Below are 16,795 nucleotides of genomic sequence, written 5' to 3'. Positions count from 1 at the left end.
GCTGAGTTGTACAACGTAAGCTGTACGGGTGCTGATTCGCGGCAAGTGGGGCCATAATGCCCTGCGCCCGCACACCTGCTGCGCTGCACGGACGGCCGGGCGGCGTGTCCGAAATAGGATGTATTGGGTCGGCAGTGTAGAACGGGAGATGTGACGGCAATGGCTACGGAAAGTCTCCGGCTCCACGGGGCATGTGCCGTCTCCACGTCGGGCGGCGAGCGGTGACCCAAGCCGGGACGGCGCGCGCCGGTGACCCGGTGCGCGGCACCCTCGAGAAAGCCGCGGACGAGAACTTCCCCGTGGCCCCCTTCTTCCTGCCCAGGGCCTGGCGTACCGACCTGATGGCCGTCTACGGTTTCGCCCGGCTCGTCGACGACATCGGCGACGGTGATCTGGCCCCCGGTGGGGCGGACGCCCGTCTGCTCGGCGTGTCGCCCGAGGAGGCCGGGGACCGTCTGCTTCTGCTGGACGCCTTCGAGGCCGATCTGCACCGGGTGTTCGACTCGACGCCTCGTCACCCGATCCTGGTCCGCCTCCAGCCCACCGTCCGGCGGGCCGGACTCGATCCCGAGCCCTTTCTCGGTCTGATCGCCGCCAACCGCCAGGACCAGCTCGTCAGCCGGTACGAGACCTACGACGACCTCCTCGCGTACTGCGAACTGTCCGCCAACCCGGTCGGCAGGCTCGTCCTCGGCGTCACCGGCACCTCCACCCCCGAGCGCATCCGGCGCTCCGACGCGATCTGCACCGCCCTGCAGATCGTCGAGCACCTCCAGGACGTCGCCGAGGACCTCGGCCGCGACCGCATCTATCTGCCCGCCGAGGACATGAAGCGGTTTCATGTCCAGGAGGGGGATCTCGCCACGACCACAGCGGGCGCATCGGTGCGCGCACTGGTTGCGTACGAAGCAGAACGCGCCCGTGATCTCCTGAATGAAGGCGCCCCCCTGGTGGGTAGCGTCCACGGCAGGCTGAGGCTGCTGCTCGCAGGCTTCGTGGCGGGAGGAAGGGCGGCGATCCACGCGATCGCCGCCGCCGAATACGACGTACTTCCCGGCCCGCCCAAGCCCGGCAAGCTCCGGTTGCTGCGCGAGGTGGGCGTGACTCTGCGAGGAGAGGGGTGATCCGGACCGTGGAGTCGGAACAGCATGTGTCCCCACCGGTACTTGCCGCCTACAGCTACTGCGAGGCCGTGACCGGTCAGCAGGCCCGTAACTTCGCCTACGGCATCAGGCTCCTGCCGACGGCCAAGCGCCGGGCGATGTCGGCGCTCTACGCGTTCTCGCGACGGGTCGACGACATCGGCGACGGCGAGCTCCCGACGGATGTCAAGGCCGAGCGGCTGGAGGAGACCAGGGCGCTGCTGGGGCGCATCCGCGCCGACGAGGTGGCCGAGGACGACACCGATCCGGTCGGGGTCGCCCTGACGCACGCCGCCCGGCAGTTCCCGATCCCGCTCGGCGGTCTCGACGAACTCATCGACGGCGTCCTCAAGGACGTGCGTGGCGAGACCTACGAGACCTGGGACGACCTGAAGGTCTACTGCCGTTGTGTGGCCGGGGCCATCGGACGGCTCTCCCTGGGCGTGTTCGGCACCGAGCCGGGGGCGCGCGGTGCGGAGCGCGCGCCGGAGTATGCCGACACGCTCGGGCTCGCGCTGCAACTCACCAACATCCTCCGGGACGTCCGCGAGGACGCGGAGGGCGGGCGGGTGTACCTCCCGGCGGACGATCTGGCCAAGTTCGGCTGCTCCGCCGGATTCCACGGGCCTACCCCGCCCGAGGGATCCGATTTCGCGGGCCTCGTGCACTTCGAGGTACGCCGGGCCCGCTCCCTTTTCGCCGAGGGCTACCGGCTGCTGCCGATGCTCGACCGGCGCAGCGGGGCCTGCGTGGCCGCCATGGCCGGCATCTACCGCCGGCTTCTGGACCGTATCGAGCGCGAGCCGGAGGCCGTGCTGCGTGGTCGGGTCTCGCTGCCCGGCCGGGAGAAGGCGTATGTCGCCGTGCGCGGCCTGTCGGGTCTGGACGCCAGGAACGTGTCCCGGCGGACCGTCAGGAGGCGCGCCTGATGGACAGTCCGGTCCAAGGTGATGCCGGCGCCGGAAAACGGCAGGCAACCCTCCGGCGCGGCGCGGCGTCCCTGACTGCGACGGGCTGCCGTGCATGGTTCAAGCACCACGGCGGACCGGCAGGGGAGGATGCGCGATGAGCGACGGCACACTGCCGGAGGGCCCGGTTCCGGACGCCTCCGGGCGCTCCGGAACCTCCGCCGTGGTGGTCGGAGGGGGACTCGCCGGGATCACGGCCGCCCTTGCGCTCGCCGACGCCGGCGTGCAGGTCACGCTGCTGGAGGGACGCCCCCGCCTCGGCGGCCTCGCCTTCTCCTTCGAGCGCGGCAACCTCACCGTCGACAACGGCCAGCACGTCTATCTGCGCTGCTGCACCGCGTACCGATGGTTCCTCGACCGTATCGACGCCGCCGCGCTCGCCCCGCTGCAGGATCGTCTCGACGTGCCCGTTCTCGACGCGGACGCCGCACCGGGACGACGGCTGGGCAGACTTCGGCGCGACGCGCTGCCCGTGCCCCTGCACCTCGGGCGCAGCCTGGCCACCTACCCGCACCTCTCCCTCGCGGAGCGCGCCAGAGTCGGGCGCGCCGCACTGGCGCTCCGCTCACTGGACCTCGCGGATCCCGCGCTCGACGCACAGGACTTCGGCAGCTGGCTGGCCGCGCACGGTCAGTCGGCGCGTGCCATCGAGGCACTGTGGGACCTGGTGGGGGTCGCCACCCTCAACGCGGTGGCCAAGGACGCCTCGCTCGGCCTCGCCGCGATGGTGTTCAAGACGGGTCTGCTGTCCGACCCGGGAGCGGCCGACATCGGATGGGCTCGCGTCCCGCTGGGTGAACTGCACGACCGGATGGCCCGCAAGGCGCTCGACTCCGCGGGCGTGCGTACCGAGGTCCGTACACGCGTCACCTCCATCTCCCATGACGAAAACGGGAACTGGAGCGTTCAGGTTCCCGGCGAAAGCATCGAGACCGACGCGGTCGTCCTCGCCGTCCCCCAGCGCGAGGCGCACGGCCTGCTGCCGGCCGGGGCCCTCGACGCCCCCGAACGGCTGCTCGAGATCGGCACGTCACCGATCCTCAACATCCATGTCGTCTACGACCGCAAGGTGCTCGGACAGCCGTTCTTCGCCGCACTGGGCTCCCCGGTCCAGTGGGTCTTCGACCGCACCGAGGCCTCGGGACTGCGCGAGGGCCAGTACCTGGCGCTGTCGCAGTCGGCGGCACAGGACGAGATCGACGAACCGGTCGCCGTGCTGCGCGAGCGCTATCTGCCCGAGCTGGAGCGGTTGTTGCCGGGTGCCCGCGGTGCCGAGGTCAAGGACTTCTTCGTGACCCGGGAGCGCACGGCGACGTTCGCCCCCGCCCCGGGCGTCGGGCGGTTGCGGCCCGGCGCCCGTACCAAGGCCCCCGGCCTGTACCTGGCCGGAGCGTGGACCGCCACCGGGTGGCCCGCGACCATGGAAAGTGCGGTCCGCAGCGGAGTCAGCGCGGCGGGCGCCGCCCTGGACGCCCTGGGCCGGTCCGGCGCACACCTGTCCGGCCTCTTCGAGGAGGCGGCGTGAGCGTCCGATCGTACGGGGCAGGCCCCCGCACCCCCGGTATCGCGACAAGAGGAGAGACTGTGCCCACTGTGCCCCCGGCCGAGACGGCTGCCGACGCGGTGGCCGTGTCCGCGCTTCTGGAGCGCGGCCGGACCCTGGCCACCCCGGTGCTGCGGGAGGCAGTGGACCGGCTGGCGCCGCCCATGGACACCGTCGCCGCCTACCACTTCGGCTGGATCGACGCCGAGGGCAGGCCCGCGGACGGCGACGGCGGAAAGGCGGTGCGCCCCGCTCTGGCCCTGCTGTCCGCGCAGGCCGCGGGCCGGGCGCCGGAGGTGGGGGTACCGGGCGCGGTCGCGGTCGAGCTGGTGCACAACTTCTCGCTGCTGCACGACGACCTGATGGACGGTGACGAACAGCGCCGACACCGGGACACCGTCTGGAAGGTGCACGGTCCCGCGCAGGCCATCCTCGTCGGCGACGCCCTGTTCGCCCTGGCCAACGAGGTACTGCTGGAGCTCGGCACCGTCGAGGCCGGCCGCGCGACCCGTCGTCTGACCAGGGCCACCCGGGCCCTGATCGACGGTCAGGCCCAGGACATCTCCTACGAGCACCGCGACCGCGTCAGTGTCGAGGAGTGCCTGGAGATGGAGGGCAACAAGACGGGCGCCCTGCTCGCCTGCGCGTCCTCCATCGGCGCGGTCCTCGGCGGAGCCGACGACGCCACCGCCGACACCCTGGAGAAGTACGGCTACCACCTCGGCCTCGCGTTCCAGGCCGTCGACGACCTCCTCGGCATCTGGGGCGACCCGGAGGCCACCGGAAAGCAGACCTGGAGCGACCTGCGCCAGCGCAAGAAGTCGCTGCCGGTGGTGGCCGCACTGGCGGCGGGCGGTCCCGCCTCCGAGCGCCTCGGGGAGATGCTCGCCGAGGACGCCAAGAGCAGCGACTTCGAGAACTTCTCCGAGGAGGAGTTCGCCGCGCGGGCCGCACTCATCGAGGAGGCGGGCGGCCGCGAGTGGACCACCCAGGAGGCGCGCCGGCAGCACACGATCGCCGTCGAGGCCCTGGAGTCGGTACGGATGCCCCAAGAGGTGCGCGCACGGTTCACGGCGCTCGCCGACTTCGTCGTCGTACGAAAGAGATGATCACTATCGGTCGAACACACCTCGCGTAGTCGCCGGCCGGTGCCTTCCCCGCTCCCGACTCCTCCCTCAGTCCCGGCATCGCCCGGGCGGGGGGACTCCTGTGAGTGAGGGGACCCGCATCGGGCAAGCACAGCGGCCGACGGCGGACCCACAGCAGCACTACTTGTATGACTGCACGAAGGGGAAGCCATGACAGCGACGACCGACGGAAGCACAGGGGCGCTACCGCCCCGCGCCGACTCGGCCACCGAATCAGACGAACCGCTCCCGGAGGCGGCCGGGACGGTCGGCATTCGACATGCCGCCGAACGCGCCATGCGGCGCGCGACAGATTTCCTGCTCGCGGAGCAGAACGCCCAGGGCTGGTGGAAGGGCGACCTCGAGACGAACGTCACGATGGACGCAGAGGACCTGCTGCTCCGCCAGTTCCTGGGGATCCGCGACGACAGGACCACGCAGGCCGCCGCGCTGTTCATCCGCGGCGAGCAGCGCGAGGACGGCACCTGGGCAACCTTCTACGGCGGACCGGGCGAACTGTCCACCACCATCGAGGCGTACGTGGCGCTGCGCCTGGCCGGCGACGCGCCGGACGAGCCCCACATGGCACGGGCGTCCGCATGGGTCCGGGAACAGGGCGGCGTCGCCGCCTCCCGCGTCTTCACCCGGATCTGGCTCGCCCTGTTCGGCTGGTGGAAGTGGGAGGACCTGCCCGAACTGCCGCCGGAACTCATCTACTTCCCGAAGTGGATGCCACTGAACATCTACGACTTCGGCTGCTGGGCGCGTCAGACCATCGTGCCGCTCACCGTCGTCTCGGCGAAGCGCCCGGTACGTCCTGCCCCGTTCCCACTGGACGAGCTGCACACCGACGCGGGCAACCCCAACCCGGCCAGGGACCCGGCCCCGGTGGCCAGTTGGGACGGAGCCTTCCAGCGGCTGGACAAGGCCCTGCACCAGTTCCGCAAGGTCGCCCCGCGCCGGCTGCGCGCGGCCGCCATGAAGGCCGCATCGCGCTGGATCATCGAGCGGCAGGAGAACGACGGCTGCTGGGGCGGCATCCAGCCGCCCGCGGTGTACTCGATCATCGCCCTGCACCTGCTCGGCTACGACCTGGAGCACCCGGTGCTGCGCGAGGGCATCGCGTCGCTCGACCGCTTCGCGGTGTGGCGCGAGGACGGTGCCCGCATGATCGAGGCGTGTCAGTCCCCGGTGTGGGACACCTGCCTCGCGACCATCGCGCTCGCCGACGCGGGAGTGCCCGCCGACCACCCGCAGTTGGTGAAGGCCGCGGACTGGATGCTCGGCGAGGAGATCACCCGGCCCGGCGACTGGTCGGTGAAACGCCCCCAACTGCCGCCGGGCGGCTGGGCGTTCGAGTTCCACAACGACAACTACCCGGACATCGACGACACCGCCGAGGTAGTGCTCGCCCTGCGTCGCGTGAGGCACCAGGATCGGGAGCGCCTCGAGCAGGCCATCGGGCGCGGAGTGCGCTGGAACCTCGGTATGCAGTCCAAGAACGGCGCATGGGGCGCGTTCGATGTCGACAACACCAGCGCGTTCCCCAACCGGCTGCCGTTCTGCGACTTCGGTGAGGTCATCGACCCGCCGTCGGCCGACGTCACCGCGCACGTCGTGGAGATGCTCGCGGTCGAAGGACTCTCCCACGACCCGCGCACCCGCCGGGGCATCGAGTGGCTGCTGGCCGAACAGGAGCCGGACGGTTCATGGTTCGGTCGCTGGGGCGTCAATTACGTGTATGGCACAGGTTCGGTGGTGCCGGCCCTCGTGGCCGCGGGCGTCCCCGGTTCGCACCCGGCGATCCGCCGGGCCGTCGCCTGGCTGGAGAGCGTGCAGAACGACGACGGTGGCTGGGGCGAGGACCTGCGCTCCTACAAGTACGTCCAGGAATGGAGCGGCCGGGGCGCCTCCACCGCCTCGCAGACGGCGTGGGCGCTGCTCGCGCTGCTCGCTGCGGGGGAGAGCGAGGGCAAGGCCGCGGAGCGGGGAGTCGACTTCCTCGCCCGGACCCAGCGCGAGGACGGGTCCTGGGAGGAGCCCCACTTCACCGGCACGGGCTTCCCGTGGGACTTCTCCATCAACTACCACCTGTACCGGCAGGTCTTCCCGCTCACGGCCCTCGGCCGCTACGTCAACGGCGAGCCGTTCGCCGGGGCCAAGGCGAGCTGATGAGCCACAAGCCCGAACAGCTCCCGCTGCTGATCGCCTGCGCGCTCGGCATCGAGCACCTCGCCCTGCGCAGTGGCGGTCACGCGGGTGCCGACGGGCCCGTCACCCTGCTCCGTACGGGTATGGGCCCCCGGGCGGCCGAACGCTCGGTCACCCGGGTGCTCGACGACCCCGCCCTGGCCGGGGCGGCCGTCGTCGCCACGGGTTTCTGTGCCGGCCTGGCCCCGGGGATGCACCCCGGTGACCTGGTCGTCGCCGAGGAGACCCGGGACCCACGCGGCACCACCGCGTGCGTGGGCACCGATCTGCTCGTCAGGGAACTCGCACGCGCCCTTCCCGGGCGCACCGTCCACACCGGGCCGCTCACCGGCTCGGACCATGTCGTCCGAGGTCAGGAGCGGTCTGAGCTGCTTGCGACCGGAGCGATCGCGGTCGACATGGAGTCCGCGGCCACGATTCACGGCGCCGTACGCACGGGCGAGCGCCCGGTTGCGGCCGTCCGGGTGGTCGTGGACGCTCCAGAACATGAACTTGTCCGTATCGGCACCTTGCGCGGTGGAATATCAGCTTTCCGCGTCCTGCGTGCCGTCCTTCCCGCTTTCTTCGAATGGCACCGTTCTTTGCTGCTCCCTCGGAGGTGAGCCAGATGGCCATGCCGCTGCGCCAGTCCATCAAGGTCGCTACATACCTGTTTGAACAGAAAATCAAGAGGCGGGACAAGTTCGCGCTGCTGGTCGAGCTGGAACCGCTCTTCGCCTGCAACCTCAAGTGCGAGGGCTGCGGAAAGATCCAGCATCCGGCCGGGGTGCTCAAGCAGCGCATGCCCGTCGCCCAGGCTGTGGGTGCGGTCCTCGAGTCCGGCGCCCCGATGGTGTCCATCGCGGGCGGCGAACCGCTGATGCATCCGCAGATCGACGAGATCGTGCGGCAGTTGGTGGCCAAGAAGAAGTTCGTCTTCCTGTGCACCAACGCACTGCTGATGCGCAAGAAGATGGACAAGTTCAAGCCCTCGCCGTACTTCGCCTGGGCCGTGCACATCGACGGGCTGCGCGAGCGCCACGACGCGTCGGTGGCCAAGGAGGGCACCTTCGACGAGGCGGTGGAGGCGATCAAGGAGGCCAAGCGGCGCGGCTTCCGGGTGACCACCAACTCGACCTTCTTCAACACGGACACCCCCCAGACCATCGTCGAGGTGCTGAACTTCCTCAACGACGACCTGGAGGTGGACGAGATGATGCTCTCGCCCGCCTACGCCTACGAGAAGGCGCCCGACCAGGAGCACTTCCTCGGTGTGCAGCAGACCCGGGAGCTGTTCAAGAAGGCCTTCTCCGGAGGCAACCGCAGGCGTTGGCGGCTCAACCAGAGCCCGCTCTTCCTGGACTTCCTCGAGGGCAAGGTCGACTTCCCGTGCACCGCGTGGGCGATCCCGAGCTACTCCCTCTTCGGCTGGCAGAAGCCCTGCTACCTGATGAGCGACGGGTATGTGGCCACGTACAGGCAACTGCTCGAGGAGACCGACTGGGACCAGTACGGCCGCGGCAAGGACCCGCGCTGCGCCAACTGCATGGCGCACTGCGGCTACGAGCCGACCGCCGTGCTCGCCACCATGGGCTCCTTGAAGGAGTCGCTGCGGGCCGCACGCGAGACCATGACCACCGGAAAGCAGCGGTGATGTGATGGCCGCCGTTTCCTTGGGTGTCCCCGAGGTGCCGGCCCGGCCCATCGCGCAGCGACGCGTGTCGCGGCAGATCCAGGTCGGGTCGGTGGCGGTCGGGGGCGGCGCTCCGGTGTCGGTGCAGTCGATGACGACGACGCGTACGTCGGACATCGGTGCGACGTTGCAGCAGATCGCGGAGTTGACGGCGTCGGGTTGCCAGATCGTGCGGGTGGCGTGTCCGACGCAGGATGATGCGGATGCGTTGGCGACGATTGCGCGGAAGTCGCAGATCCCGGTGATTGCGGACATTCACTTCCAGCCGAAGTATGTGTTCGCGGCGATCGAGGCGGGTTGTGCTGCGGTGCGGGTGAATCCGGGCAATATCAAGCAGTTCGACGACAAGGTGCGGGAGATCGCGAAGGCGGCCAAGGATCATGGGACGCCGATTCGGATCGGGGTGAACGCGGGGTCGTTGGACCGGCGGTTGCTGCAGAAGTACGGCCGGGCGACGCCGGAGGCGCTGGTGGAGTCGGCGCTGTGGGAGGCGTCGTTGTTCGAGGAGCATGATTTCCGGGATATCAAGATCTCGGTGAAGCACAACGATCCGGTTGTGATGGTCGAGGCGTATCGGCAGCTTGCGGCGCAGTGTGAGTATCCGTTGCATCTGGGTGTGACGGAGGCGGGTCCGGCGTTCCAGGGCACGGTGAAGTCCGCGGTGGCGTTCGGTGCGCTGTTGTCGCAGGGCATCGGTGACACGATTCGTGTGTCGTTGTCGGCTCCTCCGGTGGAGGAGGTGAAGGTGGGCGCGCAGATTCTGGAGTCGTTGGGTCTTCGGGAGCGTGGTCTGGAGATCGTGTCGTGTCCGTCGTGCGGTCGTGCGCAGGTGGATGTGTACAAGTTGGCCGAGGAGGTCACGGCGGGGCTGGAGGGGATGGAGGTTCCGCTGCGGGTCGCGGTGATGGGCTGTGTGGTCAACGGTCCGGGTGAGGCGCGTGAGGCGGATCTGGGTGTCGCGTCCGGCAACGGCAAGGGTCAGATCTTTGTGAAGGGTGAGGTCATCAAGACGGTGCCCGAGTCGAAGATCGTGGAGACCCTGATCGAGGAGGCCATGAAGCTCGCCGAGCAGATGGAGAAGGACGGCGTCGCATCCGGCGCTCCGGCCGTCACCACGCCAGGAGCCTCTGGCGTCACGGTCGCTTGAACGACCTACCAGTGAGTGATCCGAAGGGGCGCGACGGTGCCGAGAAGGTGACGACGTGCGGGCCCGGCCCTCAGGGCCGGGCCTGGTCGCCTTCTCGACACCGGCTTCTGCGCCCAGGAGGCGATTCGAAAAATAGGGGAGGCCCGAGCGTGACGATTCTGGAGAGCATCCGGGGACCACGCGACCTGAAGGCGCTGTCCGAGGCGGAGCTGAGCCGACTGGCCGAGGAGATCCGGGAGTTCCTGGTCCACGCGGTCGCCAGGACGGGTGGTCACCTGGGGCCCAATCTGGGGGTGGTGGAACTCTCCATCGCGCTCCACCGGGCCTTCGAGTCACCGGTCGACCGCATCCTGTGGGACACCGGCCACCAGAGCTATGTGCACAAGTTGCTGACAGGGCGTCAGGACTTCTCCAAGCTGCGTGGCAAGGGAGGCCTCTCCGGCTATCCCTCGCGCGAGGAGTCCGAGCACGACATCATCGAGAACAGCCACGCGTCGACCGCACTCGGCTGGGCCGACGGGCTCGCCAAGGCCCGTCAGGTGCAGGGGGAGAAGGGCCATGTCGTCGCGGTCATCGGCGACGGCGCCCTCACCGGCGGCATGGCCTGGGAGGCGCTCAACAACATCGCCGCGGCCAAGGACCGCCCGCTCATCGTCGTCGTCAACGACAACGAGCGCTCGTACGCGCCGACCATAGGCGGTCTCGCCAACCACCTGGCCACCCTGCGGACGACCGACGGCTACGAGAAGGTCCTGGCCTGGGGCAAGGACGTGCTCCAGCGCACACCCGTCGTCGGCACCACCGTCTACGAGGCCCTGCACGGCGCCAAGAAGGGCTTCAAGGACGCGTTCGCGCCTCAGGGCCTGTTCGAGGACCTGGGACTGAAGTACGTCGGCCCGATCGACGGACACGACATCCGGGCCGTCGAGTCGGCGCTGCGGCGCGCCAAGCGCTTCCACGGTCCGGTGCTGATCCACTGCCTCACCGAGAAGGGCCGCGGCTACGAGCCCGCGCTCGCCCACGAGGAGGACCACTTCCACACGGTCGGCGTGATGGACCCGCTCACCTGCGAGCCCCTCGCTCCCTCGGGCGGGCCGTCGTGGACGTCGGTCTTCGGGGACGAGATCGCCCGGATCGGCGAGGAGCGCGAGGACGTCGTGGCGATCACGGCCGCCATGCTGCACCCGGTGGGCCTGGCCAAGTTCGCCGAGCGCTTCCCTGACCGGGTGTGGGACGTGGGCATCGCCGAGCAGCACGCGGCCGTTTCCGCGGCCGGCCTCGCGACCGGAGGACTCCATCCGGTCGTCGCCGTCTACGCGACGTTCCTCAACCGCGCCTTCGACCAGCTCCTCATGGACGTGGCCCTGCACCGCTGCGGGGTCACGTTCGTCCTGGACCGGGCCGGCGTGACGGGTGTCGACGGACCGTCGCACAACGGCATGTGGGACATGTCGGTGCTGCAGGTGGTGCCGGGCCTCAGGATCGCCGCGCCACGTGACGCCGACCAGTTGCGCGCGCAGCTGCGGGAGGCGGTCGCGGTCGACGACGCGCCCACCCTGATCCGTTTCCCGAAGGAGTCGGTGGGTCCGGCGATCCCGGCGGTGGACCGGGTGGGCGGCCTCGACGTCCTGCACCGCGCCGACCGCCCCGAGGTGCTCATGGTGGCCGTCGGCGTCATGGCACCCGTCTGCCTCCAGGCCGCCGAGCTGCTCCAGGCGCGCGGTATCGGCTGCACGGTCGTCGACCCCCGCTGGGTCAAGCCCGTCGACCCCGCGCTCCCGGGCCTGGCCGCCGAACACCGGCTCGTCGCGGTCGTCGAGGACAACAGCAGGGCCGCCGGCGTCGGCTCGGCGGTCGCCCTGGCGCTCTCGGACGCCGACGTCGACGTTCCGGTGCGGCGCTTCGGGATCCCGGAGCAGTTCCTCGCGCACGCCAAGCGGGGCGAGTTGCTCGCCGACATCGGGCTCACGCCCGTCGAGGTCGCGGGGCGGATCAGCGCGAGCCTGGCCGTCAAGGATGAGCCGTCCAAGGAGAAGCACGCATGACCATCCCTTCCGGGAACCGCGACTTCGACCTCGGAGCACTCCTGGCCGAGCGCGGGGCCGAGCGCTACGAGCTGCACACCAGGTACCTCAACCACCAGCTCCCGCGCATGCTCCACACCATCGGCTTCGACAAGGTCTACGAGCGGGCCGAGGGTGCGCACTTCTGGGACGCCGACGGCAACGACTACCTGGACATGCTCGCCGGGTTCGGGGTGATGGGCCTCGGCCGTCACCACCCCGTGGTCCGCAAGGCGCTGCACGACGTCCTGGACGCACAGCTCGCCGACCTCACCCGCTTCGACTGCCAGCCGCTGCCCGGGCTGCTGGCGGAGAAGCTGCTCAGCCACAGTCCGCACCTGGACAGGGTGTTCTTCGGCAACAGCGGCACCGAGGCGGTCGAGACCGCGCTGAAGTTCGCCCGCTTCGCCACCGGCAGGCCGCGCATCCTGTACTGCGAGCACGCCTTCCACGGTCTGACCACCGGCTCGCTGTCGGTGAACGGTGAGCGCGGCTTCCGCGACGGGTTCGCGCCGCTGCTGCCCGACACGGCGGTACCGCTGGGCGATCTCGACGCCCTGGCGCGGGAACTCAGGAAGGGGAACGTGGCGGCCCTCATCGTCGAGCCCATTCAGGGGAAGGGCGTCCACGAGGCGCCGCCCGGCTATCTCCAGGCCGCGCAGGAGCTGCTGCACAAGCACAAGGCCCTGCTCATCGCGGACGAGGTGCAGACCGGCCTCGGCCGTACCGGGGACTTCTACGCCTACCAGCACGAGGGCGGCGTCGAGCCGGACCTGGTGTGCGTGGCGAAGGCGCTGTCCGGTGGCTATGTACCGGTCGGCGCCACCCTGGGCAAGGAATGGATCTTCAAGAAGGTCTACTCCTCCATGGACCGGGTGCTGGTGCACTCGGCGAGTTTCGGATCGAACGCGCAGGCGATGGCGGCCGGGCTCGCGGTTCTCTCCGCCATGGAGAACGAGCAGATCGTCGCGAACGCCCGTGCCGTGGGGGAGCAGCTGAAATCCCGGCTCGCCACGCTCGTCGACAAGTACGAGCTGCTCAGCGACGTCCGCGGGCGTGGACTCATGATCGGGATCGAGTTCGGCAGGCCCAGCTCACTGAAACTGCGTGGCCGGTGGACCATGCTCCAGACGGCCCGCAAGGGACTGTTCGCACAGATGGTCGTCGTCCCGCTGCTGCAACGGCACCGGATCCTCACCCAGGTCTCCGGCGACCATCTGGAGGTGATCAAGCTGATTCCGCCGCTGACTATCGGTGAGCGGGACGTGGACCGGTTCGTGGAGGCCTTCACCGCCGTCATGGACGACGCGCACGGCGGCGGGCTGATGTGGGACTTCGGAAAGACCCTGATCAAGCAGGCGGTGGCCAACCGCTGACGCGCGCACCTCGCGGGCTTTGCCTCTAAGGCAAGAAACTTGCCGCAGAGGCAAAGCTGCGGCTGAATAGAGAGCATGAGCTCTCCCGAGAACGAGCGTGGGCCCGGCGAGGACCTTACCGCCGTCGCGCCGCAGCTGCGCGCGCTGCGGCGCCGCGCCTCGCTCACCCTGGAGGCCGCGGCCCGCTCCGCCGGGCTCTCGCCCGCGCACCTCTCCCGGCTCGAGACCGGGCAGCGCCAGCCCTCGCTGCCGATGCTGCTCGCACTCGCCCGTATCTACGGTACGACCGTCTCCGAATTGCTCGGCGAGACCGTCGCGGACCAGGAGGCGGTCGTCCGCGCCCCCGACATGGAGCCGACGCGGGCGGGCGGCTGGACGTACTGGCAGGCCGGCGCACCGGGCCGGGGCATGCAGGCGCTCCGCGTCCACGTCCCGCACGGTGCGCAGGGCGACATCGTGCGTGTCCATCCCGGCGAGGAGTGGCTGTACGTGCTGAGCGGGCGGTTGCGCCTGCGGCTGGGGGACACCACTCATGTGCTCGCGTCCGGGGACAGCGCGCATTTCGACTCACTGACCCCGCACCGCATCGCGGCCGCCGACCAGGGCGGCACCGATCTGCTTTTCGTCCACACCCTGCTGCAGAGCCCGACCGCCACGTTGTGCCTCGGACCCACCCCTGGAGAAATGCCATGACCGAACAGCCGGAGACCCGCCCCCAGCGCAGGGACATGGAGGAGAAGTTCCCCCGCGCCCTGTGGATCCGCCTGATCGTCTACATCGCCGTCGGCCACCTCTTCGCCGGTTTCATCTACCTGCTGTTCGAGGTGGGGGCGAAGTAACCGGCCCCGTTGCGGCGGCGCGGGCGACTCAGTCCAGCAGGCGACCGCGCAGCCGCTCCCGCAGCGCCGGCGTGAGCCCGAGCCCCTGCTCCAGATACTCCTCGACGCCGCCCCAGGTCTCCTCGACGGTGTCGATCGCCGCCGCCAGATACTCGGCGCGGGCGTCGAAGAGCGGGCTGAGCAGCTCCATCACCTCGGGGGAGTACGTGTCGGGCGACGAGCCGTTGCGGTGCACCTTGTAGCGGCGGTGCTTCGCGTTGGACTCCAGGTAGTCCGCGACGATCGCCTCCCGCTCGACCCCGAGGGCCAGCAGTGTCACCGCGATCGACAGCCCCGCGCGGTCCTTGCCGGCCGCGCAGTGCATCAGCGCGGGCACGCTGTCCTCGGCCAGGGAGCGCAGCACCTGGGAGTGTTCGGCCGTCCGTTCCCTGACGATGGTGCGGTAGGAGGCGATCATGCGGTTCGCGGCCTGGCCCTCGGCGAGGAGTGTGCGCAACTGCTCGATGTCGCCGTCCCGGACCATCTTCCAGAACTCGGCCCCGTCCGCCGGATCGGTGAGCGGAAGACTGACGTTGCGCACCCCGGGGAGCTCGACGTCGGGCCCCTCGAGCTTCTTGTCCGCAGCATTGCGGAAGTCGAAGACCGTGTGCAGGCCGAGGGAGCCGAGGAACGCGGCGTCCTTCTCCGTCGCATGCGCGAGGTGGCCGCTCCTGAAGAGCACTCCGTGCCGCACGCGCCGCCCGTCCACGGTCGGCAGACCGCCCACGTCGCGGAAGTTGCGCACCCCGGTCAGCTCGGGCTCGGTCGACGGGACCTGCTGCGTCACGAGGGCTCCTCCCATCCGTCCGCCGGCGCTGCTCGCCGGCGGGCCGCGCTTCGACGATACGACATGGGTTTGCCGGTCGATCAGCGACGGCAGTCTGTCCGTCGTTCTGCGGTGGCAGTCCCTGGGCGACGCCCGGCGGCCCGCGACCGGCGGCACATCCCGGCCTCCGTGCGCAGTGGCTCCTCCAACATCACCGATGGGAGCGTTATTCCGGATCGGACCGAATTCGGCGCGTGGTTTATCTCACCGTCCGTCAACCCCTGCCTACGGTCGCGTAGCTCACATCGCAAGGTGAATCATGGACCGACGTGGCAGACGATTCGAAGAGTGACAACAGATCAGTGATCGGGTCGTACGTGGCGGTGGGGGACAGCTTCACCGAGGGCGTCGGCGATCCCGGCCCCGACGGGCAGTTGGTCGGCTGGGCCGACCGGTTCGCGGTGCTCCTCGCCGATCGGCGGCCCGAGGGCGCCTTCACGTACACGAACCTCGCCGTGCGCGGCAAACTGCTCGACCAGATCGTCGCGCACCAGCTACCGAAGGCCGTCGAACTCGCCCCGGACCTGGTGTCCTTCTGCGCGGGCGGGAACGACATCATCCGGCCGGGCACCGACCCCGACGACGTCGCCGAACGCTTCGAGCACGCCATCGCCGCTCTGACCTCGGCGGTCGGCACGGTGATGGTGACGACGGGCTTCGACACCCGTGGTGTCCCCGTGCTCAAGCATCTGCGCGGCAAGATCGCCACGTACAACGGGCACGTCCGGGCGATCGCCGACCGGTACGGCTGCCCCGTGCTCGACCTGTGGTCGCTGAAGACCGTCCAGGACCGGCGCGCCTGGGACGACGACCGTCTGCACCTCTCGCCCGAGGGACACACCCGGGTCGCCCTGCGGGCAGGACAGGTACTCGGCGTCGACGTGCCCGCCGACCCCGACCAGGCCTGGCCGCCGCTGCCGCCGCGCGGCACGCTCGAGGTGCGGCGCGACGACATCCACTGGGCGCGTGAGTACCTGGTCCCGTGGATCGGACGGCGGTTGCGCGGCGAGTCCTCCGGGGACCGTGTCGTGGCGAAGGGCGCCCTGTCGCCGGACGACATCAAGATGCGCATCGCGAAGGCGGTCTGAACCGGCCCCTCTTGACGGCGCGGTCCGGCGCGTGCCCGGGACCCGGATTCGCAGGGCCCGGGCACGCGCCGGGCCGCGCCGCGTCGACGCGCGCCGTCGACCTGGCGGAGCAGGCCGGCGTCAGCCCTTCGGATCCGTCAACGCGGCGCGATCCACGCCCAGTTCGCGGGCGAGTGCGTCGTCCACCCACTCCTGCGCCCGGGCCCGCGCCACCGTGCCCTTGTACGTGGTCATCTGCACGGCCAGCCCGTCGAGGAGCGCGGTCAGGCGTATCGCGGTGCCCGCCGGGTCGGTGCACCGGAACTCGCCGGCGGCGACCCCTTCCGCCAGAACCTCGGTGATCCCGGCCTTCCACTTCTGGTCGAGGCCACGTGTGACCTCGCGCAGCGCGGGTTCCCGCAGTGACGCCGCCCAGCCCTCGATCCACAGCCGCCAGCCCTTGGCCTGCCCGGTCGGCGCGTACCAGCGCACCGCCGCCCGAAGGCGGCGCAGGGCCGACGTACGGCGGCCGAGCAGTTTGCGCAGATGCGCCAGATCGTCCTCGGCGGCGTACGCGAACGCCTCCGCGACCAGCTTCTCCTTGGTCGAGAAGTGATAGAGGACCAGCGCGTTGCTCACCCCGAGTGCCGAGGCCACGTCGGCGATCCGCACCGCCGCGACGCCTCGCGCCTCGATCTGCCCGACGGCGGCCCGCAGCAGTTCCTCACGCCGCTGGGCCACGCTCAACCGCACCCTCGTCACGCGGCAACCCTAC

16 protein-coding genes are annotated in these 16,795 nt (G+C 70.1%); 14 read left to right on the top strand and 2 right to left on the bottom strand.

What is annotated here, in order from left to right; all coding sequences use genetic code 11:
* Positions 1 to 191 precede the first annotated feature (191 nt).
* From hpnC to ACSHXN_RS07360, 13 genes are all read left to right on the top strand, one after another.
* Entirely contained in the window at positions 192 to 1,124 is a 933-nt protein-coding gene (hpnC, locus tag ACSHXN_RS07420) for a squalene synthase HpnC (protein ID WP_383358734.1), read from the top strand.
* Positions 1,121 to 2,071, top strand: a complete 951-nt coding sequence (hpnD, locus tag ACSHXN_RS07415) for a presqualene diphosphate synthase HpnD (RefSeq protein WP_355139911.1) — start codon at positions 1,121 to 1,123, stop codon at positions 2,069 to 2,071. The genes hpnC and hpnD overlap by 4 nt, the downstream gene beginning before the upstream one ends.
* The gene (locus ACSHXN_RS07410; protein WP_355139913.1) at positions 2,071 to 2,211 is read left to right on the top strand and encodes a DUF6380 family protein; all 141 of its coding nucleotides are present in this window, start codon (positions 2,071 to 2,073) and stop codon (positions 2,209 to 2,211) included. The genes hpnD and ACSHXN_RS07410 overlap by 1 nt, the downstream gene beginning before the upstream one ends.
* Positions 2,208 to 3,635 carry a hydroxysqualene dehydroxylase HpnE gene (hpnE, locus tag ACSHXN_RS07405; RefSeq protein ID WP_355139915.1) on the top strand — a complete coding sequence of 476 codons (1,428 nt, stop codon included), beginning with the start codon at positions 2,208 to 2,210 and terminating at the stop codon, positions 3,633 to 3,635. The genes ACSHXN_RS07410 and hpnE overlap by 4 nt, the downstream gene beginning before the upstream one ends.
* A complete protein-coding gene (locus ACSHXN_RS07400; RefSeq protein ID WP_355139917.1) occupies positions 3,632 to 4,762 on the top strand; it encodes a polyprenyl synthetase family protein in 1,131 nt (376 codons plus the stop codon). The genes hpnE and ACSHXN_RS07400 overlap by 4 nt, the downstream gene beginning before the upstream one ends.
* A 189-nt stretch (positions 4,763 to 4,951) precedes the next feature.
* Positions 4,952 to 6,952, top strand: a complete 2,001-nt coding sequence (gene shc / locus ACSHXN_RS07395) for a squalene--hopene cyclase (RefSeq protein ID WP_355139919.1) — start codon at positions 4,952 to 4,954, stop codon at positions 6,950 to 6,952.
* On the top strand, positions 6,952 to 7,593 hold the full coding sequence (locus ACSHXN_RS07390; RefSeq protein WP_355139921.1) for a phosphorylase family protein: 642 nt from the start codon (positions 6,952 to 6,954) through the stop codon (positions 7,591 to 7,593). The genes shc and ACSHXN_RS07390 overlap by 1 nt, the downstream gene beginning before the upstream one ends.
* A gap of 5 nt (positions 7,594 to 7,598) precedes the next feature.
* Complete coding sequence (gene hpnH, locus ACSHXN_RS07385; protein WP_355139923.1) at positions 7,599 to 8,624, top strand: adenosyl-hopene transferase HpnH; 1,026 nt, start codon at positions 7,599 to 7,601, stop codon at positions 8,622 to 8,624.
* A gap of 4 nt (positions 8,625 to 8,628) precedes the next feature.
* On the top strand, positions 8,629 to 9,810 hold the full coding sequence (gene ispG, locus ACSHXN_RS07380) for a flavodoxin-dependent (E)-4-hydroxy-3-methylbut-2-enyl-diphosphate synthase (protein ID WP_438302823.1): 1,182 nt from the start codon (positions 8,629 to 8,631) through the stop codon (positions 9,808 to 9,810).
* 149 nt (positions 9,811 to 9,959) lie between these two features.
* Positions 9,960 to 11,855 carry a 1-deoxy-D-xylulose-5-phosphate synthase gene (dxs, locus tag ACSHXN_RS07375; RefSeq protein WP_355135784.1) on the top strand — a complete coding sequence of 632 codons (1,896 nt, stop codon included), beginning with the start codon at positions 9,960 to 9,962 and terminating at the stop codon, positions 11,853 to 11,855.
* Positions 11,852 to 13,249: an aspartate aminotransferase family protein gene (locus ACSHXN_RS07370; RefSeq protein WP_438302822.1), complete on the top strand. Its 1,398-nt coding sequence runs from the start codon at positions 11,852 to 11,854 to the stop codon at positions 13,247 to 13,249. Before dxs ends, ACSHXN_RS07370 begins: the two co-directional genes overlap by 4 nt.
* 75 nt (positions 13,250 to 13,324) lie before the next feature.
* Positions 13,325 to 13,942 carry a helix-turn-helix domain-containing protein gene (locus ACSHXN_RS07365; RefSeq protein WP_355802963.1) on the top strand — a complete coding sequence of 206 codons (618 nt, stop codon included), beginning with the start codon at positions 13,325 to 13,327 and terminating at the stop codon, positions 13,940 to 13,942.
* The gene (locus ACSHXN_RS07360) at positions 13,939 to 14,088 is read left to right on the top strand and encodes a DUF6126 family protein (RefSeq protein ID WP_355135778.1); all 150 of its coding nucleotides are present in this window, start codon (positions 13,939 to 13,941) and stop codon (positions 14,086 to 14,088) included. Before ACSHXN_RS07365 ends, ACSHXN_RS07360 begins: the two co-directional genes overlap by 4 nt.
* Positions 14,089 to 14,116: 28 nt before the next feature.
* Here the strand turns inward: ACSHXN_RS07360 and ACSHXN_RS07355 are convergent, their stop codons facing one another.
* A complete protein-coding gene (locus ACSHXN_RS07355; RefSeq protein WP_355135776.1) occupies positions 14,117 to 14,914 on the bottom strand; it encodes a tyrosine-protein phosphatase in 798 nt (265 codons plus the stop codon).
* 341 nt (positions 14,915 to 15,255) lie between these two features.
* Between ACSHXN_RS07355 and ACSHXN_RS07350 the strand changes: the two genes are divergently transcribed.
* Positions 15,256 to 16,041: an SGNH/GDSL hydrolase family protein gene (locus ACSHXN_RS07350; protein WP_355135794.1), complete on the top strand. Its 786-nt coding sequence runs from the start codon at positions 15,256 to 15,258 to the stop codon at positions 16,039 to 16,041.
* Between the two features lie 120 nt (positions 16,042 to 16,161).
* Here the strand turns inward: ACSHXN_RS07350 and ACSHXN_RS07345 are convergent, their stop codons facing one another.
* Positions 16,162 to 16,782: a TetR/AcrR family transcriptional regulator gene (locus ACSHXN_RS07345; RefSeq protein ID WP_356295832.1), complete on the bottom strand. Its 621-nt coding sequence runs from the start codon at positions 16,780 to 16,782 to the stop codon at positions 16,162 to 16,164.
* Positions 16,783 to 16,795: the final 13 nt, after the last annotated feature.

This window comes from Streptomyces sp. HUAS TT11, from assembly GCF_051553595.1.
Lineage (GTDB): Bacteria > Actinomycetota > Actinomycetes > Streptomycetales > Streptomycetaceae > Streptomyces.
The sequence above is the reverse complement of the archived record's forward strand: the minus strand, read 5'-3'. Positions and strand labels throughout refer to the sequence as shown.